The organism is Methylobacterium sp. D48H (assembly GCF_053345715.1).
Window position 1 is genome coordinate 198,364 of sequence record NZ_JBKFAP010000004.1, and the last position, 23,514, is coordinate 221,877.

Genomic DNA, 23,514 nt, shown 5'->3' on the forward strand with positions numbered 1-23,514 from the left:
AGACGACCCTCGGATCGTCACTCAGCCTTGGCCGGCAGGAACTTCACGATCCGGCCGCCCAGCCGGATGAGCTTGGCCAGCGTGCCCCGGGGCACGTTGAGCATCTGGCCGTACCAGCGCTCCATCGACTCGGTGAAGTCGAGCATCGCGCGCAGGCGCCGCTTGGCGACCGCCCCGAGCGCCGGGTCCGCGTCCGCTTCGGCGACGCAGGCGCGCAGGGCCGCGATGGCGGGATCGATCTCGCGCTCCTTGCGGCCGGCGGCGATGCGCGTGACCATCTCCCAGAGGTCGGTCTCGGCGGCGAAGTGGTCGCGGCGCTCGCCCATCACGGGCACACGGCGGATCAGGTTCCAGCCGAGCAGCTCGCGCAGGGAATTCGAGACGTTCGACCGCGCGATGCCGAGCATGCCGGCGATGTCCTCGGCGGCGAGAGGGCGCTCGGAGAGGTAGAGGAGCGCGTGGATCTGCGCGACCGAGCGGTTGACGCCCCACTGGCCGCCCAGATCGCCCCAGTGCAGCACGAAGCGCTCGACCGCGGCCGGCAGGGGACTCGGCATGTCTGTTATTTCTGTCATGACAGAAATAACAGACCAGAACGAACACGCTGTCAAGCGGCCGGGATCGCGGGCTGTCGACGCTCGGCCGGAGCCCGGTCGCGCCGCCAGGGCGGGACCGGGCATCCCGTCCCGCGCCTGACCGGAAACGGCGCCCGCGTCAGGCGCGGGGGCGCCTCGCCCCGCTCTGGCGCGGGTGAGGCACCTCCATCGGGGCGGGTCGGGACCACCCCGGTCTCCGGTCCCGGCGCGGGCGGCTACTGGCCGTGCCGCTTCAGCCACGCCTCCATGTCGGAGATCTCCTTCTCCTGATCGTCGATGATCTTCTGCGCCATCGCCTTGGTGGCCGGATCCTTGGCGTGCGTCAGCGCGACCTTGGCCATGGCGACCGCGCCCCTGTGGTGCGGGATCATGTGCCTGCGGAAGTCGACGTCGGCATCGCCGGTGTAGGGGACGTCCATGTCCTTCATCATCGCCGTGTCGGCGGCCTTGAACGCCTTGGTCGAGGCGTCGTCCTTCGGGTTCGGCTTCATCGAGCCCATGTCCTTGCCGGACATGGAGCCGTGGTCGTGCATGCCCTGCGCCAGGGCCGCCCCGGCCAGCCCGGTCGACAGCAGGGCGGCGGCGAGAAGGGTGCGGAGGTGCGTCATGGATCGTTCTCTCCCGGTGGGGTCAGTTGAACTTGCCGCTGGCGGTCGCGCCGTCCGGGCCGGTGAGCTGCACCGCGCCCTTGGGGCTCGCGCCGAGCGCGGTCGCGGCCTTGCCGGTCATGCGGTTGCCGTCGGCGGGCTCGAGCGGCACGCGGGTCGGCTTGCCGCCGACGACGAGGATGGCGGTGCCCTTGAAGCCGGCGGCCGGGACCGGCTTCTGGCCCTCGTCTGACAGGAACACGTCGACGGCCTCGCCCTTGGCGACGAGCTCGACGTGGAACCTGCCGGCATCCGTCACACGGCCGCCATGCTGGCCGGCGGTCTCGTGGGCGTAGGCGGCGGTCGCGGCGAGCAGGCCGGCGACCACGGTCACTCTCGATAGGGTCACGCTCTGGTCTCCTCTGGGGTCAGTAGGCCTCGGCCGGGCGCGGGCGCGCGCCGTCCGGGGATGGGTGGGCCGGCGTGTCGGCGTGGAGGGCGCGCAGCCGCTCCAGGGGCGCGCGGCCGAAGCGCAGGAACAGGACGGGGGTCAGGACGGTGTCGAGCAGCGTCGCGCTGACGAGGCCGCCGAAGATCGTCACCGCCACCGGGTGCAGGATCTCCTTGCCCGGGCTCGCCGGGTCGTAGAGCAGCGGCACCAGCGCGACGCCGGCGGCGAGCGCCGTCATCAGCACCGGGGTGAGCCGCTCCAGGCTGCCGCGCACCACGAGGTCGGGCCCGAACGGCACGCCCTCGTGCAGCGACAGGTTCAGGTAGTGGCTGATCTTCAGGATGCCGTTGCGCGCCGCGATGCCGGTCAGCGTGATGAAGCCGATCATCGACGCCACCGACAGGGGCTGCCCGGCCAGCCACAGGGCGACCACCGAGCCGATCAGCGCCAGGGGCACGTTGCCCATGATGATCAGGGCGAGCGCCGCCGACCTGTAGCGGCTGAACAGGATGGCGAAGACGAGCGCCAAGGACACCGCGGAGAGCACCGCGATGGTCCGGCTGGCCTCCTCCTGCGCCTGGAAGGTTCCCTCCAGGCTGGTGAAGAAGCCCGGTGGCAGCGGCTCCTTCGCCACCGCGTCGCGGATGGCCGCCACGACGCTCGCCATGTCGCGCCCGCCGTCGGTGTTGGCCTGCACCACGATGCGGCGCCGGGCGTTCTCGCGCAGGATCTGGTTCGGGCCGTCGGTCTCGCGGATGTCGGCCACTTGGCGCGCCGGCACCCAGCCCGAGGGGGTCTCCAGAAGGAGGTCGCCCAGGCCCGCGGTGGTCCGGCGGTCCTCGGACAGGCGCAGCACCACGTCGAAGCGGCGCACGCCGTCGACCACCGTCGAGACCACGCGCCCGTTCGAGAGGCGGCTGATCTGCTCGACCACGGCCGCGGGCTGCACCCCGTAGAGGGCCGCCCGCGTGTAGTCGACGCGGACCTCGAGCTGCGGGATGCGGACCTGGCGCTCGACCTGCAGGTCGGCGAGGCCGGGGATCGCCGCCATCCGGTCGCGCAGAGAGTTCGCCACCCGCCGCAGGGCGTCGAGATCCTCCCCGTACACCTTGAGCGCGATCTCGGCGCGCACGCCCGAGAGCATGTGGTCGAGCCGGTGCGAGATCGGCTGGCCGACGTTGACGGCGACCGGCAGGGCCGCGAGGCGCCCGCGGATGTCGGCGACCAGCGCCTCCTTCGGGCGCTCGGCACCCGCGTCGAGGGCCACCTCGATCTCGGAGGCATGGACGCCCTCGGCGTGCTCGTCGAGTTCGGCCCGCCCGGTCCGGCGGCCCACCGTCCTCACGCCCGGGATGTCGAGCAGCAGCTTCTCGGCGATCAGCCCGACCCGGTTGCTCTCGGCGAGCGAGATGCCCGGGTTGAAGGTCATGTTGACCGTGAACGAGCCCTCGTTGAACGGCGGCAGGAAGGCCCGCGGCAGGGTCCAGGCCGCGACGCCGGCGGCGACCACCGCGACCGCGACCGTGCCGACGAGCAGGCCCTGGTGCCGGAACGCGACCCGCAGCAGCGCGGCGTTGCCGCGTTTGAGCCGTTTCAGGAGTCGGCTGTCGTGCTCCTCCAGCGTCTTCAGGCCCGGCAGCAGCAGGGACGCCAGCACCGGGGTCAGGGTGATGGAGGTGAGCAGGCTCGCCAGGATGGAGATGATGTAGGCCTCGCCCAGCGGGGCGAAGAGGCGTCCCTCGATGCCCGACAGGGCGAAGAGCGGCACGAACACCAGGATGATGATGAGCGTCGCGTAGACGATGCCCGAGCGGACCTCGTTCGAGGCCTCCACCACCACCTGGAGCACGCCTCTCGGGTTGCCCGCCCGCCGGTTGTCGCCGAGCCGTCGGTAGATGTTCTCCACGTCCACCACCGCGTCGTCGACGAGCTCGCCGATGGCGATGGCCAGCCCCCCGAGCGTCATCGTGTTGATCGACAGCCCGAACAGGTGGAACACCGCCGCGGTCGTCAGCACCGAGACCGGGATGGCCAGCAGCGAGATGGCCGTCGTCCGCACGTTCAGCAGGAAGGCGAACAGCACCACCGCCACCACCAGCACGGCCTCGACGAGGACACGCGCGACGTTGCGGATCGAGGTCTCGATGAAGTCGGCCTGGCGGAACAGGATTCGGTCGGCCCTGATGCCGGACGGCAGGGTCGGGCCCATCTCCTTCAGGGCGGTCTCGATGCTGCGGGTGAGCCGCACCGTGTCGACGTCCGGCTGCTTCTCGACCGAGACGATGACCGCGGGCCTCGCCATGTAGCCGGCGTCGCCGCGCTTCACCTTCGCGGCGAAGGAGACCTCGGCGACCTGCCTCAGGTGGACGGGCGCGTCGTTGATCGTCGCGACCACCAGGCTGCGCAGGTCGTCGAGGCTCATGGTCCGGCCGATGTTCCGGATCAGGTATTCGCGCGCGTTCTGGTCGGTGAAGCCGCCGCCGGCATTGGTGCCGAACCGGGCGAGCGCCGTCTCGAGCTGCGCGTTCGTGACGGCGAGCGCGCGCATGGCGGCCGGGTTCGGGCTGACCCGGAACTGGCGCACCTCGCCGCCGATGGGGATGACCTGCGCGACGCCCGGGATGGTCAGCAGCCGCGGCCGGATCGTGAAGTCGGCGACCTCGCGCACCTGCATGGGGGTCGCGGTGTCGCCCGTGACCGCCACCAGCAGGATCTGGCCCATGATCGAGGAGATCGGGCCCATGACCGGGGTCACGCTCCGGGGCAGCTGGTCCTGCACCAGGGCGAGGCGCTCCGCGACCTGCTGCCGGTTCCGGTAGATGTCCGTGCCCCAGTCGAACTCGACGTAGGTGATGGACAATCCCACGCCCGAGACCGAGCGCACCCGGGTGACGCCCGGCAGCCCGTTCATCCGGGTCTCGATGGGGTAGGTGACGAGTTGCTCGACCTCCTGGGGCGCGTAGCCCTCGGCCTCCGTCATGATGGTGACGGTCGGCTTGTTGAGGTCGGGGAAGACGTCGACGGGCAGCCTGGTGGCGGTGAAGGCGCCGTAGAGCACGAGCACCGCGGCGAGCGCGAGGACGAGCAGGCGGTTGCGGACCGATTGTCCGACGAGGACGGTGAACATCGGCGGATTCCTCAGCGGACCTGGTCGAGGAGTTCGGCGCCCTGCGTCACGACCCGCTTGCCGGGCCCGACCCCCTCCGCCACCAGCACCCGGCCGCCGTCGAGGGGCTCGACGCGGACCGGCCGCGCCTCGAAGCGCTCGGCGGTGGTGTGCTCGTAGACGACGTCCTGCCCGTTCCCCGCGCGCACGACCGCCGCGCGCGGCAGCGCCAGCCCGGCCTGCTCGGTGTCGGTCCCGGCGAGCACGGTGACGAACTGCCCGACCCGCAGGCCCGAGGCGTCGCCCTGGACGGCGAACTGCACCGGGATGGCCTGGTTGCGGTCGGCGAGGCCCGAACCCTGGTAGGCGAGCTTGAGGGTCCGGCCGTCGGCGAGCCGTGCCGTGGCGTCCTGCGCCGCCGCGAGGGCGTCGAAGCTCAGAGCCTCGACCCAGAGGCGGCCCGGGTCGACGACCTGGAAGACCATCTGCCCGGGGGTGGCCATCTGACCGGCCACCGCCGCGGCCTGCGCGACGACGCCGTCGACCGGCGCGACGAGCGGCTCCGGCTCACGCCTGATCCTGTCGAGGGCCGACCGTCGGTCCTGCAGGCCCTTGAGCTCCGCCAGGGCGTCGTCGAGCTGGGTCTGGGCCACGGCGCCGGTCAGGGCGAGCCGCCTGTAGCGGTCGACCCGACGCTCGACGATGGAGATCTGCTGGTCGAGATCCCCTTGCGTCTGGCGCATGTCGGAGACGTCGACCGCCTGGATCGGCGGTGTGACCGTGGCCAGGACCTCGCCCTTGCGCACCCGCGTGCCGAGGCGCGGGAACAGTCCCGAGGGCGGAGGCGACAGGCGACCGCCGACCGAGGACTGCACGACGCCGCTGGCGTTCGGGTCCGGGATGATGCGGCCGGGCAGCTCGACCGAGCGGTGGAAGCTGCCCCGCTCGGTCACCGTCGTGCGCAGGGCGAGCAGGCGCTGGGTGGGCTTCGGCACGAAGACGGATCCGTCGGGCAGGCGCTGCGCGAGGTCCGACGCGGACGGCGCGGCCGGGCGCGTCCCGGTCAGCGCGGCCCCCTGCACGGGGGCTTCGCGGTCGTCGTCGCCGTGCGCGAAGGCGGCGGTGCCCAGAACGAGGGTGATGCCGACGGCGATCAGCGCCGCCGTCGGGACGCCGCGGCGGCCCCGCGCGAGCGCGGTGACGAGGACGCCGAGCAGGAAGGCGACGGCGACCGCGCCGACCAGGATCGGGTCCCCGGCGCCGAGGCGCTGGCGGACGCCGCGGGCGACCTCCGAGACGCGCGCGAGCGCCGCCCGTGCCGCGGCCGGCTCGGCGGGAATTGCGGCGCCGGCATCGGCCGGCACGGTCACCGTGACCGGCAGCACGTCGACCGCGCCGCCGGCGGTGACCGTCGCGACGAGGTCGTGCCGGCCGGGCCTCGACAGCCACGGGGCCGGCAGCGTGTAGCCGCCCCCGGGCGTGACGGTGGCGGTCCTCGGGCCCTCGGGGGTCTCGACCTCGATCGTCGCGCCGGTCACCGGCTCGTTCGTCCGGAAGCGGTCGAGGAACAGGGTCAGGGCGCCGTCGCGCGGGATGGCGACCAGCTCGAAGGCGTCGGAGAAGGCCTCGCCGCGCGGGGCGATGGTCTTCGAGACGGGGGGCGGGGCGGCGCCGTGATCGTGGCCCTCGTGGGCGCGGGCGGGCCCCGCCAGGACGGCGGCGAGCAGCGCCACCGCGCCGAGGGCGGCGGCAAGACGGGTCGACATGGAAACGGTATCCTCGCGATGGGGATGCCGGGCGCGGCCACGGGCGGGCGCACCTCGGGCGTCGCGCGCCTCGGGCGCGCCTCATCTCACGCGCGGGTTCGTGGGGGCTCGGGCAGGGCCTCGGGGCCGAGGCCGGTGCGGCCGGCGACGTCGCCCGGGACCAGCGTGACGGCGCCGAACAGGTCCGGCGACAGGCCAGGGGGCCCCCCGAGGACGCCGGTGGCGCAGCAGGCCATCGTCCCGCAGCAGCGGGTCTCGCGGCCCGGACGACAGCACCCGTCCTCGGCCGGCTCGACGCGCGCCGCCGCGACGGTGGCGCGGGCGACCTTGGACCATGCCGGCGCCGCCGACCGGGCGGCGGGCGTCACCGGTACGGACGCGGTCGCGGCGACCGGGGCGACCGCCCTCGGCTGCGCCGCGGCCGCGCGGTGGCCGTGGTGGGCATGGCCCTCGTGGGCCTGGGCGGCGGACGGCGCGACGTAGGCGACGATCGCGAGGATCATCGCCGCCATCAGGCGCAGGATCTGCCGGTCCGGGCTCATGGGTACGGGATTACACCGGTTCTGGCGGCGGGACCATGTCCGCGGCCGGGACGTGGACGCCGACGTGCGATTCCGGTCGCTGCGGCGCCACCTCGGGCTGCCGCGAGCAGGGGCTCGGCCGGGAAGCCGGCCGCGGTGACGCGCTTCGTCGCCAGGTCGACCTCTATGTCGACCTCGATCCCGGCGCCGGGCGCGACGGCCTGCACGGCGCGGGTCACGGACCCGGCGCAGCCGCCGCGCCCCGTCTTCCCGACCTCGAAGCGGACCATGTGGCTCTCCTCCCGACGGCGTCCGGACGAGATGGGGCTTCCCACCGTTGGAAGGTCAAGGCCCGAGATCTGCCCAGCTTCGCGCCCATCGAAGGCCGAGACTCGTCCGGTGCCATCCCGCCCGGCCGGGATGGTATCCCGCGCCGGTCGTCCCGCGCCCGGCCTCGCCGGCCTCGAGCGGAGCGGATCAGTCCCGCGAGCGCCCCAGGGCCGCTCCGCCTGTTCGCGAGGACGTGACGGACGCGCTCCCGGCACGCCCGCCTGCGAACCGCGGAAACCGGTTGGGTCATCCTGGTGCGCCTGCTGGTAGGCCGGGTGGTAAGCTTGGTATTAGGCTCGGCGGTGTTCTTCCCGGACGGCATCCGGACGCTGCTCGACCCCGAGGTGCCCGGTGCCGGTCGTTGGACGCCAGCCACGCCCGCCCCTTCGCGACACGCCCGGACCCAGGCCGCCCATGACCGACGCCTCATCGTCCGCTGAGCCCGGGCGGCCCGAGTCCGCGTCCGCACGCGCGCCCGGTTCCGTGGGAGAGGTCTTCCGCGCCTTCCTCAAGCTCGGATTGACCGCGTTCGGCGGCCCCATCGCGCACCTGGGCTACTTCCGCGACGAGCTGGTCACCCGGCGCCGATGGCTGGACGAGCGCGGCTATGCCGACCTGGTGGCGCTGTGCCAGTTCCTGCCCGGGCCCGCCTCCAGCCAGGTCGGGTTCTCGCTCGGCGTGCTCCGCGGCGGCGGCCTCCTGGGCGGGCTCGCCGCCTGGGCGGGGTTCACGCTGCCCTCGGCCCTGCTGCTCCTGGCCTTCGCCTACGGCGCCGCGGCCCTGTCGGGTCCGGTCGCCGACGGCGTGATCCACGGTCTCAAGCTCGTCGCCGTGGCGGTCGTCGCGCAGGCGGTCTGGGGGATGGCCCGCTCCCTGGCACCGGACCGGCCGCGCGCCGGCATCGCGGTGGCGGCCCTGTTCCTCACGGTGTTCGTCGCGGGCTCGGTCGGGCAGCTCGGCGCCATCGCCCTCGGTGCCCTCGCCGGGCTCGTCCTCTGCCGGGCGGCACCGCAGGCGCAGGCGGGGCACCTCGCGGTCCCGGTGTCCCGGCGGGCCGGCGCCGCGGCGCTGGTCGCCTTCGCCCTGCTCCTCGTCGTGCCCCATCTGCTCCTCGCCGGCCTGCCATCCCAGGGCCTGGCGCTGTTCGACGCCTTCTACCGCTCCGGCTCCCTGGTGTTCGGCGGCGGCCACGTGGTGCTGCCGCTGCTGCAGGCCGAGGTGGTCGCGCCGGGCTGGGTCGGCCCCGGCACCTTCCTCGCCGGGTACGGCGCCGCCCAGGCCGTGCCCGGCCCGCTGTTCACGTTCGCGGCCTACCTCGGCGCGGTCGCGGGGCCGTCGCCCCACGGCGTGGTCGGCGCGGCCATCGCGTTGGTCGCGATCTTCCTGCCGGGCGTGCTCCTGGTCTACGGCACGCTGCCCTACTGGGACGCGTTCCGGACGCGTCCGCTGGCCCAGGCCGCGATGCGCGGGACCAACGCGGCGGTGGTCGGAATCCTCGGTTCCGCGCTCTACGATCCCGTCTGGAGCAGCGCGGTCGGCAACCCGCGCGATTTCGCCGTGGCCGTGCTGGCGTTCGTGCTGCTGACGGTCGGTCGGGTGGCGCCGTGGATCGTCGTCGCGCTCACGGCCCTGGGCGGCGTCGCCCTCGCCTCGCTCTGACCGGACCCGCCGCCCTGCCCCGATCGGCCTGCTCGACCCGGCCGACCTGGACCCGGCCGACTTGGACCCGTCCTGGCCGGTGCGACCGAGAGGACCAGCTTCGACCGAGGGAGCCGGACATGCGGCGCGGTCGGAAGACGAGCGCGGGCAGGCGGTGCCGACGCTGCGCCGGATCGCGGTGCGGAACGGAACTACCCCGTCCCCGTCGCGGAGATCGCTTCGGGTGCGCGCTTCGCGGCCAGACCGGCAGCGGCCCCGGCCGCGACGGGCGGGCCCTGTGAGCCCGGATGCGTCACAGGGCCCGCCACCTTCGAGGCGCCTCGGCTACGGCTTGTTGGCGGGAGCCGGGTTCGTCGTCGTGGCCGGAGGCGCAGGGTTCGCCGGCGCCGTGCCGGCGGGAGGCGGAGGCGGCGGGGGGGTCTCGGCCTTCTTCTCGTCCTTGCAGGCCGTGAGCGCGAGCAAGCCGACGAGCGGCAGCAGATAGCGAATTCGCATGAGCGTTCCTCCTGTCTGGGCGATGTAGGCCATGAGGAACGTCACCCGGCCGCTGTTCGATCCAGCGCGCCGCGAGCCCGGCCCCTCGGACGATGCCGATTCATCGCGGGTCGCGGCGAGGCACGGCCACCGGCCCGATCCCGCGGGCCGGCAGGTCGGAACGACGCGGAGCGGACGTCGCGAGAGCCGGCCTCGGGTCGGGAGCGGGCGCGGCGGCAACGTCCGCGACCCTGGATCACCGCGCGGAGGCGGACCGTCGCGAGACCACCCGCATGCGTCACGCGCGCCGCCTCCGGTCGCAGCGGCATACGGCGGCACGCCGCCTCACCGCTTTCGGCTATACTGCGCCGTGAAGCGCGTGCGGCGGCCTCCCATGGCGAGAGGACCCGGACGGCCTCGCGTCGATGTCGCTCCTGCCCGCCGCCCCATCCTGGAAGCGCTGCCGATGCCGAATCGAGTCCAGTCGGCCTTCCGCGCGACCGCCGAGTTCGGCGTCGGCCTGGTGGCGGCCTGCAACCGGCTGCGGCTGCCCAGGGCGGCGAATCCCTTCGTCGTCGGTGTCCACGCGCCGATGCGCGCGGAGCTGACGCTGGAGAACCTGCCGGTCACCGGGACGATCCCGCCCGGCCTCGACGGCCTCTATCTCAAGATGGGGGCGAACCCCGTCCGCGCGGCGACGCGGGGCCACGACTGGTTCCTCGGCGACGGCATGGTGCACGGTCTCGCGCTCGAGGGCGGCAGGGCGCTGTGGTATCGCAACCGCTGGATCGGCTCGCGCACGGCCGCCGCGGCGCTCGAGCGGCCCGCGGCGCCTGGGCCGCGGCGGGGCGGCAACGACACCGTCAACACCAACGTCGTCGCGATCGGCGACCGGATCTTCGCGGTGGTGGAGGCCGGCAGCTTCCCGGTCGAACTCTCGCCCACCCTGGAGGCGCAGCGCTACAACCCGTTCGACGGGACGCTGGCCGGCTCCTTCAGCGGGCACCCGCACCGCGACCCGCTGACCGGCGAGACGCACGCCGTCGCGTATGACGGCCGCGTCTGGGACAGCGTGCGCCACGTCGTCCTCGCCCCGAGCGGGCGGGTCGTGCGCGATGTGCCGGTCGCGGTCGCGCACGGCCCCTGCATCCACGATTGCGCGATCACGGCGCGCTTCGTGATCGTGCTGGACCTGCCGGTCACGTTCTCGTTCCGGGCCCTGCTCGCCGGGTACCGCTTCCCGTTCCGCTGGAACCCCGGCCACGGGGCCCGTGTCGGCCTCCTCCCGCGTCAGGGCGACGGCGCCGACATCGTCTGGTGCGCCGTCGAGCCCTGCTTCGTGTTCCACACCGCCAACGCCTACGACGACGCGGACGGGCGGGTGATCCTCGATGTCGTCGCCTACGGGACGGTGTTCGCCTCGGCCGCCGGCGGGCTCGATACGCCGGGCCGGCTCGAGCGCTGGATCATCGACCCGTCGACGGGTCGGGTCGAGCGGCGCGTGATCGACGCGGCGGCGCAGGAATTCCCCCGCATCGATGAGCGGCGCCTCGGGCAGCGCCACCGCTACGTCTACACGGTCAGCGTGCCGGCCGACGGCAACACGCAGCTCGCCGGCGCGACGCAGCTCTACAAGCACGACCTCGAGACGGGCGCGCGCCACGTGCACGACTTCGGTCCCGGTCACGTCCCGGGGGAGTTCGTCTTCGTGCCGGCGCGGACCGGGGCCGATGAGGACGAGGGCTGGCTCGTCGGGCTCGTGATCGACACCGCCGGCGACGTGACCGACTTCACCGTCCTCGACGCGCGGGCGTTCGACGCCCCTCCCCTCGCCCGGATCCGCCTCGGGCACCGGATCCCCCCGGGCTTCCACGGCAACTGGTTCCCGGCGCGCGGGCCGGCCTGAGAGACCGGGCGCGGTCCCGGTGACGGCCGAATCCGGACCGATCAGGCCGCGGCCGTCCAGCCGACCACCGCCGTCACGGGGTCGCCGGGACCTCCCGCGGGCTTGAGGACGCGCCGCTCGACGCGGACGAAGCCGGCGCGCTGGAGGTACAGGCCGACGAGCTGGGCATGTCCCCCACCGTCGAGGGCACTCCAGATGGCCACGGCCTTGGTCGGGAAGCAGCGGTTCGAGAAGCTGATCACCGCCGGGGCACCGGGGCGCAGCACGCGCGCGACCTCGGACAGGACGGAGACGGGGCGCTGGAGATACTGGACCGAGACGCAGATCAGCGCGGCGTCGACGCAGGCCGTGTCGAGCGGCAGGCGCGGCTCGGCGTTGAGGTCCTGCACGAAATGCCGGGTCAGGCGCGGGTTGGCGGCGAGTTCGGCGGCGTTCAGGCCGTGACCGGTGACGCTGGCATACGCGACCTCGTCCGGCAGGTGGCTGACCCAGCTCGACATCAGGTCGAGGACTTCGCCGCCCGCCGGCACGATCGCCCTGTAGAGGTCGGTGACCGCCGCGACCGCGGCGGCATCGATATGGGTCACGAAGCGCGGTTGCGCGTAGAAGGCGGGATCGGGATCGCGGTCGTGCTTGGCGAACGCCTCCGGGGGAAAGTCCGGCAGATCCTGGGTCATCGTAGCGCGCTTCCGGATCTGACGGCGCGCCGGCTCCCAGAGCCGGCGCGCGAACCGTGGATTGCGTGCGCGTGTAGAGAGAGCCCGGACGCCCCGCGGCCAGGTGTCCACGTCGCCGCATCGGCACGGGGACGCCGGCGAGGCCGCCACCGGGAACGGGAGTCGTGACCGGCAGCTCTCGCGGCCGTATCGTGGGACGTCAGGCTCCGTGGCCGGCACAGCGGCCGAAGGGAGTGCAGCATCCCCCTCGCCTCTTCGCCGACCGCATCCACGCCGTGGCACGCCTCCCGAGGACAGACCGATCGCACGCGAAACACCATCCCGCAGCGGCCCGAGCCAGAGCGCCTCGCGACCCGCCGAGCGCGAAGCCGCCGGCCGGTCCTGCGGGTCCTGCACGATGTGCTGTCGCGTTCTGGCGATCCCCGCCCTCGGCAAGCCGGCCGGGATCCTGTGCCGGCACAACACCGGAACCGGCTGCGGGATCTACAGCGAACGGCCGGGGGCGTGCGCCCGATGGGACTGCCTCTGGCGCAAGATCGACGCCCTGCCGGACGCGCTCAGGCCCGATCGATCGGGCGTGATGTTCTCGTTGGACGATCGCCCCCCCGCGGCCGATACGGCGGGAGCGGCCTGCATCGTCGGGCGGGCACCGGAGGGCATGGGCGCCTTCGACCGGCCAGACGTGACCGAGGCCTTCGCCATGTTCATCCGCGAGGGCACCTGGCCCGTGTGGCAGGTGTCCGAGAACGTCGCGACCCTGGTGCATCCGGGTCCGCGGATCCCTCCCCCTTGATCGACGGGGTGCGGGCAGGCCGGATGACGGGACGCGCGCATGGCGATCCGCCCGTGTCGACGCTCCTGGTGACCCGTGCGGGCTCGCGGGCTGAACGGACAAGCCGAGGGCCTCGTCCCGACCAGCCCGCCGCGACGGAGGACAGGGCCGCGACCGGGCGCGCGATCCGGCAGGGTCGACGGGCCGTCAGCGCTCAGGATCGGGCACCGGCCGCGCGCGCGTGCTCCAGGAAGAAGCGGATCATCTCCCGGCTCGCGTCCGGGCCGCGCGGGTCGGTGAACGAGCCGGCCGGGCTGCCGCCCGACCACGCGTGCCCGGCTCCGTGCAGGACCCACTGCTCCACCATGGCGCGGCCGGACGCGTCCGAACGGACGGTGCGGGTGTAGTCCACCCCGTCCGGTGTCCGGCCCCGGGTCACCGCTGTGCGGAGCTCCGGGTCCGACGGCCCCTGCGCGGCCACGCGATCGCCGTTGGCCGCGTGCACCGTGCGGTCGCGGTCGCCGTGGAACACGATCAGCGGCACGGCGTGGCGTTGTCCCGTCGTGCGCGCGCCGTCCCCCTTCATGGCCGCGAAGGCCGAGGGCACGTCCCGCGCCGAACCACAGGCCAGGCCGGAATGGACGCCGATCGCCGCGAACAGGTCGGGGTAGGTCATCGCCAGGATCGCGGCGGCCGCCCCGCCCGCCGACAGGCCCGCCGCGTAGACCCGCCTGTCATCGGCCGAGAACTCCGCGATCACCTGCCGGACGATGCCGGCGATCAGGGCGGGCTCGCCGCCCTCCCGCTGCTGGTCGCCGGGCTCGTACCAGTTCCAGCACCGCTGCATGTTGGCCGAGCGCGGCTGCTCCGGATAGACCACCAGGACGCCGCGCGCCTCCGCGACCGCGTTCATCCGCGTGCCTGCGGCGAAGTCGTCCGGGTTCTGCGTGCAGCCGTGCAGCATCACCACGACGGGCAGGGCCTGGCCGGTGTAGCCGCTCGGTACGTAGACCTTGTAGGTCCGGGTCCCGGCCGCGCCGGTGAACGTGCGGACCTCGAAGCGTGCCCCCTCCGGAAGCCGAGGCGCGGCCGGCGTCGCGCCGTCCGGCCCGTCGCGATCCGTGCCGATGCCGGCCTTCGCCAGCGCCTCCTGGACGGTGCGCATCACGGTGCCGGCGATGTCGCCCGCGGATCCGGCGTGGGGATGGCGGCCCGGACGTCCTCCGGCCGTCTCCGGCGCGACCCAGGCTTCGCCGGGAGCGGAGGGCGCGACCATGTCGAGGATGTCGGCCGCGTCCGCGCTCGGCGCACCCGTCTCGGCGGCGCTCCGGGCCGCCCCCGACCACAGCCTGAAGGCTGCGGCCTGGCGCTCCTGAAGCCTGGCCATCGCCTCCGCGGCGCGGGCGGCACGGGCCGGGTCGACCTTCGGGAACGCGAAGCGCGTGAAGGCGGTCTTCGTGGCGTGATCCATCGGACGGGTCCTGGCTGAGCGGGAAGCGGGCGCGGCGGGGTCCGGCCGCGTCGGCGGGGAGAGGTGGCGCCGTCAGGCCGTCCGGTCGGCGAGCGCCGCCTTGACCGCGGGACTGGCCTGGAAGGCGCCGAGCACCTCGACCGAGGCGATGGCGGCGCGCGCCAGTTCGGGCGTGACGTCGAGGGCGATGCTGGCCAGCCCGAGCACCTGGATGTGCAGCGGCGCGCCCGCGTCGCGCGCCGCCTCGAGCGCCTGCTTCGTGTAGTGCGACAGGCCCAGGCTGAGCTGCTTCCGGCTGACGGATTGCCTGACGGCCTCGCCCTGGCGCTCGATCTGATTGCGCACGGCGGTGCGGATGAAATCGGCACGGTTGGCGTAGAAGCCGTCGCGCACCATCAGGTCGATGTGGCCGAGGTCGACGAAACCGAGGTTGAGCGTGATCTTCTCGCTGTCCGGCAACCTGGGTCGCAGATCGTGCACCTTGTCGGCCATGTCAACCATCCATAAGCCATCCGGTTGGATGGTCTAGAGATGGTGTGCAGATGCGGCGGCGCAAGGGTTGCCGGTGACGACTCCGATCCGAGGGGCCGATCGCGACGTCTTCGAGGATGCGCGGAACTGCCTCGAGGACACGACCAGCGTCGCGTCGGATCGAACCGCGGCAGGGCGCGGCCCCGCTGGGTCTCGCCACGAGAGATCGATTCCGGATCCGGACGGGTCGTCAGCTTTGAGGCCGGCGCGCGGTCGGTGCGGCCTCGTCCCATTCGCGATCCTGCTCCGCCAGCAGGGCGGCGCGACGGGCCGCCGCGCTCGCGGCGTCGCATGACGGTGCCGCCCCGGCCTCCTCCAGGGGACGCGGAGGAACCGGATCGGACGCGCGAGCGAGGCGGGTGAGTGCGGCGACGACGTGGTCCACGTCACCGGATGTCACGGCGCCTGTCCGGAGGAGCCCGAGACGCGAACACGTGGCGATGTCCGCACAGGATGCGTCCGCGAAGCGGAGCGCCGCGATCTGACCCGCCGCGAGGGGCAGGCATCCGGCCGGCAGCCCGCGCAGCCGGCCGAGCCGCCGCGCCCGCGTGGCCTCGGGTGTGTGCATCTCCCGCGCGCCCGGGAGCCAGCGCGCCAGCACGTCGAGGATGAAGTGCCGGACGCGCTCGACGCGGATGGGACCGAACTTCCTGATCGTGGCGATCGCGACCGGTGAAGACTGGGCCAGATGACCGAGATCCGGGAATCCGCCCTTCCGCAGGCGGGCGCGCAGGGACGCCGTCAGCAGGCCGCGCCCGAAGCCCTCGGCCGACAGACGCCGGATCGTGTCCGGGGACAGGTCGTCGAAGAGGGGAAGGCGGGCGCCGACCTCGGCCATGAGGCTGTCGGACCAGACGGCGCGGAGGGATCGGTCGGGCATCACCGCGGCCGATAGGGCACTTGCCGGGTGTCCGCAACGAACCGTCACCGCGGGCCCGAGGGACGGGCGCTGAACGGACCGTCGGACGCGGCATCGCTGGTCGCTCGCGACCGGCCCTGTCCCGCGCGTCGCCGCGGAAACCGTCCGATCAGATTACGATCTCACCGCGGTCAGTTCCTGGAGAGCGCAGTCGATCGCCCGGATGATCTGCTCGCTGGTTCGAACTACGTCAGCGTCTCGCGATAGAGCGACGACCGCTTGCTGCAACGCCCGGAACTGATCGAGCCGGATGGCCGGATCGAGACCGCGCGCGACGGCCGACTGTACGAGGCCGCGGACGAATTCATGCGCCAGTTGCTCGTCGAACGCCTGCAAATTCCGGATCTCTGCCTCTCAACCGCGACACGTCTAACACCGTCGGGATGAGAAGAGATCCGCGCAGCGCCGAGGCGCCGGATCCGGCCCCCGGCCGCACGGCGTCATCGCGCGAGGGTGGCCTCCGCGATCCGGACGGCCGATTGCGCGTCCGCGGCGACGGCGTCCGCGCCGACGACACGGGCGCTGGCAGGCTCCCGCACGAAGAGCGGCCCGCCGACGATGACGCGCAGGTCCGGGTTGCACGACGCGGCGCGCAGTTTCGCCACGGACACCGCCATCACCGGCAGGAGGATGTCGCAGGACAGCGAGATGCCGACCAGATCGAACTGTTCGGCGCGGACCAAGCTGGCGGGGTCCTCGTCCGCTCCGTTGGTCAGGACCACATCCCACCCCGCCTCGCGGAAGAAGCTCGCCACGAGCGCGAGGCTGAAGAGATGGGTCTCGCCGGGACAGGGCATCAGCAGGACGCGGCGACCGTTCGCCGTCACGTCCACGCCCTCCAGATCCGCACAGAGGGCGCGGGTCAGGTTCTGGAGGCGACCGAGCGCGAGCGCCACGTCGAGGAAGTCGGCGGCATCGTCTTCCCAGAGCTCGCCCAGATACCGCGCCGCGGGTGCGAACAGGTCGAGCAGCAGGGCATCCAGCGACAAGCCCTCTTCCAGGAGCGCGCGCACCCACTCGGCGTGCGGTTCGCCCTCCATCAACGCTTGAGCGAGAGAGGCGACGCGCTCAGGCGTCGGTGATCGCGTCGTCGACGCGGGCGACGGCGGATCCGCCCGATGCGCGAGCGCCAGACGCGGCAGGATCTCGTCCTCGACGATCCGGGCGAGACCGGCCTGGATGATGGCCGAGTTGCGTTTGGCCGCTCCGTGAACGGACCAAGTCCGTCGGTCGACGCGGGCGCGCGCGACACCGATACCGGCCATTTCAGGCATTGGCTCCCCCGCCGACGCGGCACTATATGTTTTGTATCGGCACTAGGCAACTCGATTAGCGAACTATAATTCCGATCGCGGACGGATGATTTTGGCTACAGCCTGACGGAACTCACGCGCGCCGCGACCGGTGCGGGCTGTACAGGTCGGTACCGGCACAGAACTGCCGCCTCGGATGACGGTTCCCGTCAATCCGGCACGGCGGACAGGGCGCTCCGGAGCGAACGATCTCTTCACCGAGAGAGCCGGTCGTTCCGCGCCGCGGCGATTGATCCAGGTGAGTGCCCGCGCGCCGCGTTTGTGCGAGCGTAGACGATTGTGGGCTCGGCGGCCGGTGACCGCGTGATGCTATGTCCAGTCGGCGGAGAGCCCGATGCCGCGATATTTCATCGTCACATCCGATCACATCACGGTCAAGGACGACGAAGGCGTGCAACTTTCCGGTCGGGACGCGCTGCGCGACACCCTTCGCCGGCTGCTGACCGACATCCTGCGCGATGAGGGCTATCGCACCGAGGTGAACGCGTTCACCGCTCAAGCCTACGACGAAGCGGGCAAGCTCGTGATGAGCGCGAGCGCCAGCTTCTCGGCGACAGATATGTAGGTTGCAGCCTGTCCGTCGCCGAGGCGCGCGGGCGCTCCGTGGCCGCGGAGGCAGATCGGGTTCTCGCTGATCGACGGTGCGGCGGGTACAAGATCAGGGATGACGGAAGGCCTGCCGCGCTCGGCTGGTTTGATCGGCGGTCGCACCGGCATTCCCGGGCGAAGTGCGCGGGCCCCTCGCCGCGGCGGTTTTACTCTTCCCTGCTCCTCCCCGGCGAGAAAGACCCTGAAGACCTGTCCCCCCGATTCCCTTGTCCTCGGCCGGGATCGCGGTCTCAACATTCCCGAGACGGAGCTTAGCCCAGGAAGATGGCGAGCAGTTCGCCGGGGACTGTCGCCGTGCGCGGACCGCCTGGACGGGCCCGCGCCCGGCGGCAGGCACATCCGCGGAGTGCCTCAGTCGCGCGCCGCCTCGACGCTGGCGCGATCGACCACGGCGCGCAGCGCCTCACCGCCCTCCATGGCGAACCAGGCCCGCAACATTTCCGTCGTCTCCGGCGTGTCGCCGGGCCGCTCGCGGAACAGGTCGGCGCAGCGAGCCAGCTCGCGCGCCACGAAGATTTCCAGGAAGGCCGCACCGCGGGTTCTCGCGAGTTCGGCGAGAGCGTCCTCCAAGACGCGCCGCATCATCTCGCCGACCATGGCCGAGATGTAGACGGCCTCCGCGCTGCCCTGTTCGGGCTCGTTCAAGCAAGTCTCCGATCTGCCCGGACGCGACCCCGAACTGAACAACGGGCAGACGATAAAGGCGGGTCCCGAGGCCGAAGCCTCGGGTTCTGTTGCTAGGCGTACCCACGCCCCGGAAGATTACGCCGCGAGGCGCATCTCCATGCCGACGTTGTCGTTGGCATTTAGAGTTTTGGTCAGGTGCCCGGAACGAGGGTTGCCCGCGCCGAGCCGGTCGAGTCCTTACCGAAAGCCGCATCTTACCCTGCCGAGGCAGGGCAGAACTCGCGATCCCTTTACCGCCCAGTCGAACCTGTTTCACCCCCAGCAGAAGCACCCTGGCAGCGCGCGATCCGCAACGCCGTCGTCCCCGCGCGGTATCCGGGGCAAGATGCTTCTGGTGGAGGCGCCGGGTACCGCCCCCGGGTCCTGAAGCGTTATTACGAACCGGTCATCAACCTCGCAGCCACCGTAACCCATCCCGGGCCGCCGGTCCATCGCGTGCACGCAGCGATCCTGGCCGGACATCGGTGGCGCCGCGGCCGCCGCGTGCCCATATGCGTGCGATCCCTCCGCGCAATCCCGTGCTCTGGGCCACGAGGCGGAGGCCGACATGGCACGCGAACTCAAGACCGGCAAAGCGCAGGGCGTCACGCCCGAGGACTTCAACGAGCGCGTGAAGCGGCTCCTCGCCGACAAGCCGGATCCCCGCAAGGCCGAACCGGCACGGAAGAATTTCAAGGTCAACAAGCCGCTCGTGCGGAGCTGACAGGCCGCTTCGGAGACGTTCGCCCGGCAGCGAACGTCTTCTCGGAACCCCGCGCGTGCTCGTGCAGGCATCGCAGGCATGGCAAGCTACGAGGCCGCAGCGCGAAGCGCCTCGGGATCCCTATATCTGCGCGATCAGTGGAACGGCTCAGGAGGAGCGACGATGGAAACCGAGAGGGCGGTGCTGGCCGGTGGTTGCTTCTGGGGCATGCAGGACCTCATCCGGCGCCAGGAGGGCGTCGTGTCGACCCGCGTCGGCTACACGGGCGGCGACGTGCCGAACGCGACCTACCGCAACCACGGCACCCATGCCGAGGCCATCGAGATCATCTACGACCCGGCGCGGACGAGTTTCCGGCGCATGCTGGAATTCTTCTTTCAGATCCACGACCCGACGACGCCGAACCGCCAGGGCAACGACAGGGGCCCGAGCTATCGCTCGGCCATCTTCTACACCGACGAGGGCCAGCGCCGCGTCGCCGAGGAGACCATCGCCGACGTCGACGCTTCCGGCCTGTGGCCGGGCAAGGTCGTGACCGAAGTGGCGCCGGCCGGCCCGTTCTGGGAGGCCGAGCCGGAGCATCAGGACTACCTGGAACGGCGTCCCGACGGATATACCTGCCACTTCATCAGGCCCAACTGGGTGCTGCCCGCGCGCGCGCCAGCCACGCAGAGCGCGTAGGCTTATCGGGCCGAGGCCGCCGGACAATCGGCGGTCTCGGGCCTCACGGTCGCGACGATACCGCCGGCGGCCGCCGAGACGCGCCGGTCGTGACGCTGGCGGGCTCGCGGGCCGAGGCGCGTCCGACCGCCGCCGGACCGCCGCGTCGCGGACGCCCCTCCGTCCGGCGGTGGTCGCGTGCACCGCGCGAGCGACGAAGCCGCCGACGAGGCCCGGTGCGGTCAGCCCGCGAGTTCGGGCCTCGTCCGTCCGCCGAGATAGGCCGACCGGATCTCGTCGTTGGCCCAGAGGGCGTCGGGGGCGCCCTGCAGGACGAGCCGGCCCGTCTCCAGCACGTAGCCCCGATCGGCGACCGAGAGCCCCATCCGGGCGTTCTGCTCCACCAGCAGAACGGTGGTCCCGCGGCGGCGCACCTCGGCGATGATCGCGAACACCGCCTGGACGATCACGGGAGCCAGGCCGAGCGAGGGCTCGTCGAGGAGCAGGATGCGGGGCTTGGCCATCAGGCCGCGCGCGAGGGCCACCATCTGGAGCTGGCCGCCCGACAGCGTCCAGCCCAGGGCGTCGCCGAACCGGCGGATGTCCGGGAAGAGGTCGAACATCGCCTCGACCTCGTCGCGCAGCGCCCGCTTGCCGAGGCCGGCGCGGTTGGACGCGCCCAGCATGATGTTCTCGCGCACCGTGAGCCCCGGGAAGACCCGGCGCCCCTCCGGGACGTGGGCGACGCCGAGCCGCACAATCGCCTCGGGCTTCAGGCCCTCCAGCGGCCGCCCCTCCAGCAGGATCGTGCCGGCGGCGGGCCGCACCAGCCCGGAGATCGCCTTGAGGGTCGTCGACTTGCCGGCGCCGTTGGACCCCAGCAGCGTCACCACCTCCCCGGCTCCGACCGAGAAGGACAGGCCGCGCACCGCCTCGATCTCGCCGTAGCGGACGACCAGGTCGCGGATCTCGAGGAGTGGCGTGGCGGGCGTCGTCATCGCTGGGGTCAGGCCGGGGCGAGGTCGGTCTTGAGGCTCGCCGCCGGACCGGCGGCGGCGTCCTCGCCGAGATAGGCCTGGATCACCGCCGGCTCGCGCAGCACGGTCGCCGTGACGCCGTCGGCGATGCGGCGGCCGAAGTTCAGCACGGTGATGTGGCTCGCCACGTCGCTCACCAGCGTCATGTCGTGGTCGATGATCAGGATGGTCAGGCCCTTGGCGGCCATCCGGCGCAGGAGCACCGTCAGGGCATTCTTCTCGCTGGAATTGAGCCCCGCGGCGGGCTCGTCGAGGAGCAGCAGCACGGGGTTGCCGGCCAGCGCCCGCGCGATCTCGATCAGGCGCTGGTGGCCGTACGAGAAGCCGGAGATCGGCTCCTGCGCCCGCCCCTCCAGCCCCACGAAGGCCAGAGCCGCCCGGGCGCGGGCCTCCAGCCCCGCCCGGTCGCGCGCGCCGAGCGGGTTGTTGGGGCGCTCGGCGCCGATGACGACGTTCTCCAGGGCGCTCATGGAGCGGAACAGGCGGATGTTCTGGAAGGTGCGCCCGATCCCGGCCGCCGCCCGCCGGTGCGGGGACAGGCGCGTGACGTCCTGCCCGGCCAGCCGCACGGTGCCCCCCGTGGGGCTGTAGAGGCCGGACAGGACGTTCAGCGTCGTGGTCTTGCCGGAGCCGTTCGGGCCGATCAGCGCGTGGATGCCGCCCCGCGCCACCGTGAAGCTCACCGCGTCCACGGCCTTGAGGCCGCCGAAGTGCTTCGACAGGTCCGACACCTCCAGCATCGGCGCGGCGGACGCCTCGCCCTGGCTCAGAATCAGTTCGGCGGCGGGCGGCGGGATCGGGCGGGCGCGGCGCAGCCGCCGGACTTGGTCGCCGAGGAAGCCCCAGATCCCGTCGGGCATGAACACCACGATCAGGATCACCGCGAGCCCGTAGATCGCGAGGTAGAGCCCGGGGATCTCCTTGAGGAAGCGGAGCCATTCCGGGATCAGGATCAGCAGGGCCGTGCCGATCACGGCGCCCACCGGCGAGCCGACGCCGCCGAGCAGCGCCATCGTCAGGAACACGATCGACTCGGCGAAGGCGAACTGGTCCGGGCTGATATAGGTGAAGCTGCCGGCGAACAGCCCGCCGCCGAGCCCCGCCAGCAGCGCCCCGAGCGCGAAGGCCGCGACCTTGGTGCGGTAGATGTCGATGCCCGAGACCCCCGCCGCGAGCTCGTTGTCGCGCACCGCCCGCATGGCGCGCCCGAGCCGCGTCCGCGGCATGTGCCAGACGAGCCAGCCGACGACGGCCAGCACCAGCACGCACAGGGCGAGGTAGCTCTGCCCGTCCGCGAACAGGGCCGGGCGGCGGATGTTCGGCACGCCGTCCGGCCCGTGCGTGACGGGGATCCAGTTGGTGAGGACCAGCGTCAGGATCTGCTGGAACGAGATCGTCACCATGGCGAGGTAGTGGCCGCCGAGCCGCAGCGTGGAGGCGCCGAGCGCGGCGCCCAGCACGACCGCGAGACCGAGGCCGGTGAGCAGGCAGATCCAGAAGTTCAGGCCCCCGTCGACCGTGCCGAGCCCGACCGCGTAGGCACCGATCCCGAAGAAGGTGGCCTGGGCGAGGTTGATCTGCCCGCACAGGCCGAGCACCACGGTGAGGCCGATCACCGCGATGGCGTAGGTCGCCGCCTGCATCAGGATGTTGAGGGCGTAGCCGCTGAGCGGCGTCGTGGCGGCCAGCGTCACCAGGGCGGCGGCCAGGACCGCGTAGGCGAGGCTCCCGAGGGGCAGGCGGCGGGGCGGGGGCGCGGGAGCCGCTGCGGCCGGGCCGGCGACGGTGGAGGGGCGACCGCTCATGCCTTCTCCGCCACGCGCTCGCCGAACAGGCCCTGCGGGCGCACGACCAGGAACACCACCAGCACCAGGAACGCGAAGGCGTCCTTGTAGGGGACCGAGATGTAGGCCGCCCCGAAGGTCTCGATGATGCCGAGCGCGAGGCCGCCGATGATCGCCCCGGTGACATCGCCGAAGCCGCCGATGATCGTCGCCGCGAAGGCCTTGAGGGCGATCGTGGCCCCCATCTGGATCGACACGAACAGCACCGGCGCCACCAGGATGCCGGCGATGCCGCCGAGCACCGCGCTGTACACGAAGGTCAGCATGATCATGCCGGCCACCGGGATACCCAGGAGGGCGGCCATCTCCTTGTCCTGGGACGTCGCCTGAAGCTTCTTGCCGACCAGAGTGTGCTCGAAGAACCAGTACTGGAACGCAACCAGGGCCGCCGTCACCGCGATGATCAGCAGGTACTGGCTGTCGAGGAAGACCGGCCCGAGCAGGAACCCTTGCGTCTCGAAGACGGGCGGGAGCACCTGCGGCTGCGGCCCGTAGAGGGCGAGCGTCGTGTTCGCCAGGAAGATCGAGGCGCCGATGGTCGAGATGATCACCGGCAGGTAGCTGCGGTGCCGCAGCGGGTAGTAGACGCCGAGATTGAACAGGGCGCCGAGCAGCGCCATCCCGCCGAGAGTCAGGAGGAGGGAGAGCCAGTAGGGCCACTGGAGGTCGACGGCGAAGACCACCATCAGGAAGGCCGCCACCATCGAGAACTCGCCCTGCGCGAAGTTCACCACGTTGGTGGCGCGGAAGATCAGCACGAAGCCGAGCGCCACCAGGGCGTAGACGGAGCCGATGCCGATCCCGGTGAAGAGGAGCTGCAGGATCAGGTCCATGCGGTCCGCACTCTCGCCTCCTCCTCCGGATGTCGTTCACGCACCCCGAACACGTCGGCCGG

Annotated in this window: 24 protein-coding genes and 1 other RNA gene; 6 read left to right on the plus strand and 19 right to left on the minus strand. The window is 72.4% G+C overall.

Features of this window, described 5'->3' with window-relative positions:
* Nucleotides 1–17 precede the first annotated feature (17 nt).
* The 7 genes from ACLBX8_RS11305 to ACLBX8_RS11335 form a co-directional block, all read right to left on the minus strand.
* Nucleotides 18–575: a GbsR/MarR family transcriptional regulator gene (locus ACLBX8_RS11305; RefSeq protein ID WP_056530495.1), complete on the minus strand. Its 558-nt coding sequence runs from the start codon at nucleotides 573–575 to the stop codon at nucleotides 18–20.
* 236 nt (nucleotides 576–811) lie between these two features.
* Nucleotides 812–1,204 (minus strand): CopM family metallochaperone, encoded by a 393-nt coding sequence (gene copM, locus ACLBX8_RS11310; RefSeq protein WP_020094868.1) that lies wholly within the window; start codon nucleotides 1,202–1,204, stop codon nucleotides 812–814.
* Between the two features lie 22 nt (nucleotides 1,205–1,226).
* Complete coding sequence (locus ACLBX8_RS11315) at nucleotides 1,227–1,592, minus strand: hypothetical protein (protein ID WP_447699250.1); 366 nt, start codon at nucleotides 1,590–1,592, stop codon at nucleotides 1,227–1,229.
* Between the two features lie 19 nt (nucleotides 1,593–1,611).
* A complete protein-coding gene (locus tag ACLBX8_RS11320) occupies nucleotides 1,612–4,761 on the minus strand; it encodes an efflux RND transporter permease subunit (RefSeq protein WP_447699249.1) in 3,150 nt (1,049 codons plus the stop codon).
* 11 nt (nucleotides 4,762–4,772) lie between these two features.
* Nucleotides 4,773–6,506, minus strand: coding sequence for an efflux RND transporter periplasmic adaptor subunit (locus tag ACLBX8_RS11325; RefSeq protein WP_447699248.1), 1,734 nt, complete (start codon nucleotides 6,504–6,506; stop codon nucleotides 4,773–4,775).
* An 86-nt stretch (nucleotides 6,507–6,592) separates the two neighbouring features.
* A complete protein-coding gene (locus tag ACLBX8_RS11330) occupies nucleotides 6,593–7,048 on the minus strand; it encodes a hypothetical protein (RefSeq protein ID WP_447699247.1) in 456 nt (151 codons plus the stop codon).
* A complete protein-coding gene (locus ACLBX8_RS11335) occupies nucleotides 7,045–7,317 on the minus strand; it encodes a hypothetical protein (RefSeq protein ID WP_447699246.1) in 273 nt (90 codons plus the stop codon). The genes ACLBX8_RS11330 and ACLBX8_RS11335 overlap by 4 nt, the downstream gene beginning before the upstream one ends.
* Nucleotides 7,318–7,771: 454 nt before the next feature.
* On the opposite strand from ACLBX8_RS11335, the gene chrA reads away from it, so the two are divergent.
* Complete coding sequence (chrA, locus tag ACLBX8_RS11340; protein ID WP_447699245.1) at nucleotides 7,772–9,016, plus strand: chromate efflux transporter; 1,245 nt, start codon at nucleotides 7,772–7,774, stop codon at nucleotides 9,014–9,016.
* A 324-nt stretch (nucleotides 9,017–9,340) separates the two neighbouring features.
* On the opposite strand, the gene ACLBX8_RS11345 is transcribed toward chrA, so the two are convergent.
* On the minus strand, nucleotides 9,341–9,544 hold the full coding sequence (locus ACLBX8_RS11345; RefSeq protein WP_128083351.1) for a hypothetical protein: 204 nt from the start codon (nucleotides 9,542–9,544) through the stop codon (nucleotides 9,341–9,343).
* Nucleotides 9,545–9,956: 412 nt separating this feature from the next.
* On the opposite strand from ACLBX8_RS11345, the gene ACLBX8_RS11350 reads away from it, so the two are divergent.
* The gene (locus tag ACLBX8_RS11350; protein ID WP_447699244.1) at nucleotides 9,957–11,396 is read left to right on the plus strand and encodes an 8'-apo-carotenoid 13,14-cleaving dioxygenase; all 1,440 of its coding nucleotides are present in this window, start codon (nucleotides 9,957–9,959) and stop codon (nucleotides 11,394–11,396) included.
* 41 nt (nucleotides 11,397–11,437) lie between these two features.
* Here ACLBX8_RS11350 and ACLBX8_RS11355 read toward each other — a convergent pair whose 3' ends face one another.
* On the minus strand, nucleotides 11,438–12,073 hold the full coding sequence (locus ACLBX8_RS11355) for a class I SAM-dependent methyltransferase (protein ID WP_447699243.1): 636 nt from the start codon (nucleotides 12,071–12,073) through the stop codon (nucleotides 11,438–11,440).
* A gap of 397 nt (nucleotides 12,074–12,470) precedes the next feature.
* Between ACLBX8_RS11355 and ACLBX8_RS11360 the strand changes: the two genes are divergently transcribed.
* A complete protein-coding gene (locus ACLBX8_RS11360; protein ID WP_447715121.1) occupies nucleotides 12,471–12,866 on the plus strand; it encodes a hypothetical protein in 396 nt (131 codons plus the stop codon).
* A 193-nt stretch (nucleotides 12,867–13,059) separates the two neighbouring features.
* Here ACLBX8_RS11360 and ACLBX8_RS11365 read toward each other — a convergent pair whose 3' ends face one another.
* The 5 genes from ACLBX8_RS11365 to ACLBX8_RS11385 all read right to left on the minus strand — a co-directional run bounded on the left by ACLBX8_RS11365 (nucleotide 13,060) and on the right by ACLBX8_RS11385 (nucleotide 17,031).
* A complete protein-coding gene (locus tag ACLBX8_RS11365; protein WP_447715122.1) occupies nucleotides 13,060–14,316 on the minus strand; it encodes an extracellular catalytic domain type 1 short-chain-length polyhydroxyalkanoate depolymerase in 1,257 nt (418 codons plus the stop codon).
* A gap of 72 nt (nucleotides 14,317–14,388) precedes the next feature.
* Entirely contained in the window at nucleotides 14,389–14,808 is a 420-nt protein-coding gene (locus tag ACLBX8_RS11370) for a CopG family transcriptional regulator (protein WP_020094887.1), read from the minus strand.
* Between the two features lie 229 nt (nucleotides 14,809–15,037).
* A complete protein-coding gene (locus tag ACLBX8_RS11375; protein WP_447699240.1) occupies nucleotides 15,038–15,727 on the minus strand; it encodes a hypothetical protein in 690 nt (229 codons plus the stop codon).
* Nucleotides 15,728–15,880: 153 nt separating this feature from the next.
* Nucleotides 15,881–16,102, minus strand: coding sequence for a hypothetical protein (locus ACLBX8_RS11380; protein ID WP_447683136.1), 222 nt, complete (start codon nucleotides 16,100–16,102; stop codon nucleotides 15,881–15,883).
* Nucleotides 16,103–16,206: 104 nt separating this feature from the next.
* Nucleotides 16,207–17,031, minus strand: coding sequence for a cobalamin B12-binding domain-containing protein (locus tag ACLBX8_RS11385; RefSeq protein WP_020094890.1), 825 nt, complete (start codon nucleotides 17,029–17,031; stop codon nucleotides 16,207–16,209).
* A gap of 382 nt (nucleotides 17,032–17,413) precedes the next feature.
* Between ACLBX8_RS11385 and ACLBX8_RS11390 the strand changes: the two genes are divergently transcribed.
* Complete coding sequence (locus ACLBX8_RS11390; protein WP_447699238.1) at nucleotides 17,414–17,644, plus strand: DUF6894 family protein; 231 nt, start codon at nucleotides 17,414–17,416, stop codon at nucleotides 17,642–17,644.
* 395 nt (nucleotides 17,645–18,039) lie between these two features.
* On the opposite strand, the gene ACLBX8_RS11395 is transcribed toward ACLBX8_RS11390, so the two are convergent.
* Both ACLBX8_RS11395 and ssrA read right to left on the minus strand, forming a co-directional pair.
* Nucleotides 18,040–18,333, minus strand: a complete 294-nt coding sequence (locus ACLBX8_RS11395; RefSeq protein WP_447699237.1) for a hypothetical protein — start codon at nucleotides 18,331–18,333, stop codon at nucleotides 18,040–18,042.
* Nucleotides 18,334–18,597: 264 nt separating this feature from the next.
* Nucleotides 18,598–18,759: a transfer-messenger RNA gene (gene ssrA, locus ACLBX8_RS11400) on the minus strand.
* A 163-nt stretch (nucleotides 18,760–18,922) separates the two neighbouring features.
* Between ssrA and ACLBX8_RS11405 the strand changes: the two genes are divergently transcribed.
* Both ACLBX8_RS11405 and msrA read left to right on the plus strand, forming a co-directional pair.
* Nucleotides 18,923–19,078, plus strand: a complete 156-nt coding sequence (locus ACLBX8_RS11405) for a hypothetical protein (RefSeq protein ID WP_020094893.1) — start codon at nucleotides 18,923–18,925, stop codon at nucleotides 19,076–19,078.
* 162 nt (nucleotides 19,079–19,240) lie between these two features.
* Nucleotides 19,241–19,759: a peptide-methionine (S)-S-oxide reductase MsrA gene (gene msrA, locus ACLBX8_RS11410; RefSeq protein WP_026605211.1), complete on the plus strand. Its 519-nt coding sequence runs from the start codon at nucleotides 19,241–19,243 to the stop codon at nucleotides 19,757–19,759.
* A 221-nt stretch (nucleotides 19,760–19,980) separates the two neighbouring features.
* Here msrA and ACLBX8_RS11415 read toward each other — a convergent pair whose 3' ends face one another.
* The 3 genes from ACLBX8_RS11415 to ACLBX8_RS11425 are packed head-to-tail and all read right to left on the minus strand — an operon-like array spanning nucleotide 19,981 to nucleotide 23,452.
* A complete protein-coding gene (locus ACLBX8_RS11415) occupies nucleotides 19,981–20,736 on the minus strand; it encodes an ABC transporter ATP-binding protein (protein ID WP_020094895.1) in 756 nt (251 codons plus the stop codon).
* A gap of 8 nt (nucleotides 20,737–20,744) precedes the next feature.
* On the minus strand, nucleotides 20,745–22,580 hold the full coding sequence (locus ACLBX8_RS11420; protein WP_447699236.1) for a branched-chain amino acid ABC transporter ATP-binding protein/permease: 1,836 nt from the start codon (nucleotides 22,578–22,580) through the stop codon (nucleotides 20,745–20,747).
* Complete coding sequence (locus ACLBX8_RS11425) at nucleotides 22,577–23,452, minus strand: branched-chain amino acid ABC transporter permease (protein WP_012329745.1); 876 nt, start codon at nucleotides 23,450–23,452, stop codon at nucleotides 22,577–22,579. Before ACLBX8_RS11425 ends, ACLBX8_RS11420 begins: the two co-directional genes overlap by 4 nt.
* Nucleotides 23,453–23,514: the final 62 nt, after the last annotated feature.

What these genes read in the sequence shown, in the direction of transcription:
- ACLBX8_RS11305 (WP_056530495.1), bottom strand. Translation starts at nt 575, where the DNA reads ATGACAGAAATAACAGACATGCCGAGTCCCCTGCCGGCCGCGGTCGAG.
- copM (WP_020094868.1), bottom strand. Translation starts at nt 1,204, where the DNA reads ATGACGCACCTCCGCACCCTTCTCGCCGCCGCCCTGCTGTCGACCGGG.
- ACLBX8_RS11320 (WP_447699249.1), bottom strand. Translation starts at nt 4,761, where the DNA reads ATGTTCACCGTCCTCGTCGGACAATCGGTCCGCAACCGCCTGCTCGTC.
- ACLBX8_RS11325 (WP_447699248.1), bottom strand. Translation starts at nt 6,506, where the DNA reads ATGTCGACCCGTCTTGCCGCCGCCCTCGGCGCGGTGGCGCTGCTCGCC.
- ACLBX8_RS11330 (WP_447699247.1), bottom strand. Translation starts at nt 7,048, where the DNA reads ATGAGCCCGGACCGGCAGATCCTGCGCCTGATGGCGGCGATGATCCTC.
- ACLBX8_RS11335 (WP_447699246.1), bottom strand. Translation starts at nt 7,317, where the DNA reads ATGGTCCGCTTCGAGGTCGGGAAGACGGGGCGCGGCGGCTGCGCCGGG.
- chrA (WP_447699245.1), top strand. Translation starts at nt 7,772, where the DNA reads ATGACCGACGCCTCATCGTCCGCTGAGCCCGGGCGGCCCGAGTCCGCG.
- ACLBX8_RS11345 (WP_128083351.1), bottom strand. Translation starts at nt 9,544, where the DNA reads ATGGCCTACATCGCCCAGACAGGAGGAACGCTCATGCGAATTCGCTAT.
- ACLBX8_RS11350 (WP_447699244.1), top strand. Translation starts at nt 9,957, where the DNA reads ATGCCGAATCGAGTCCAGTCGGCCTTCCGCGCGACCGCCGAGTTCGGC.
- ACLBX8_RS11355 (WP_447699243.1), bottom strand. Translation starts at nt 12,073, where the DNA reads ATGACCCAGGATCTGCCGGACTTTCCCCCGGAGGCGTTCGCCAAGCAC.
- ACLBX8_RS11360 (WP_447715121.1), top strand. Translation starts at nt 12,471, where the DNA reads ATGTGCTGTCGCGTTCTGGCGATCCCCGCCCTCGGCAAGCCGGCCGGG.
- ACLBX8_RS11365 (WP_447715122.1), bottom strand. Translation starts at nt 14,316, where the DNA reads ATGGATCACGCCACGAAGACCGCCTTCACGCGCTTCGCGTTCCCGAAG.
- ACLBX8_RS11370 (WP_020094887.1), bottom strand. Translation starts at nt 14,808, where the DNA reads ATGGCCGACAAGGTGCACGATCTGCGACCCAGGTTGCCGGACAGCGAG.
- ACLBX8_RS11375 (WP_447699240.1), bottom strand. Translation starts at nt 15,727, where the DNA reads ATGCCCGACCGATCCCTCCGCGCCGTCTGGTCCGACAGCCTCATGGCC.
- ACLBX8_RS11385 (WP_020094890.1), bottom strand. Translation starts at nt 17,031, where the DNA reads ATGGCCGGTATCGGTGTCGCGCGCGCCCGCGTCGACCGACGGACTTGG.
- ACLBX8_RS11390 (WP_447699238.1), top strand. Translation starts at nt 17,414, where the DNA reads ATGCCGCGATATTTCATCGTCACATCCGATCACATCACGGTCAAGGAC.
- ACLBX8_RS11405 (WP_020094893.1), top strand. Translation starts at nt 18,923, where the DNA reads ATGGCACGCGAACTCAAGACCGGCAAAGCGCAGGGCGTCACGCCCGAG.
- msrA (WP_026605211.1), top strand. Translation starts at nt 19,241, where the DNA reads ATGGAAACCGAGAGGGCGGTGCTGGCCGGTGGTTGCTTCTGGGGCATG.
- ACLBX8_RS11415 (WP_020094895.1), bottom strand. Translation starts at nt 20,736, where the DNA reads ATGACGACGCCCGCCACGCCACTCCTCGAGATCCGCGACCTGGTCGTC.
- ACLBX8_RS11420 (WP_447699236.1), bottom strand. Translation starts at nt 22,580, where the DNA reads ATGAGCGGTCGCCCCTCCACCGTCGCCGGCCCGGCCGCAGCGGCTCCC.
- ACLBX8_RS11425 (WP_012329745.1), bottom strand. Translation starts at nt 23,452, where the DNA reads ATGGACCTGATCCTGCAGCTCCTCTTCACCGGGATCGGCATCGGCTCC.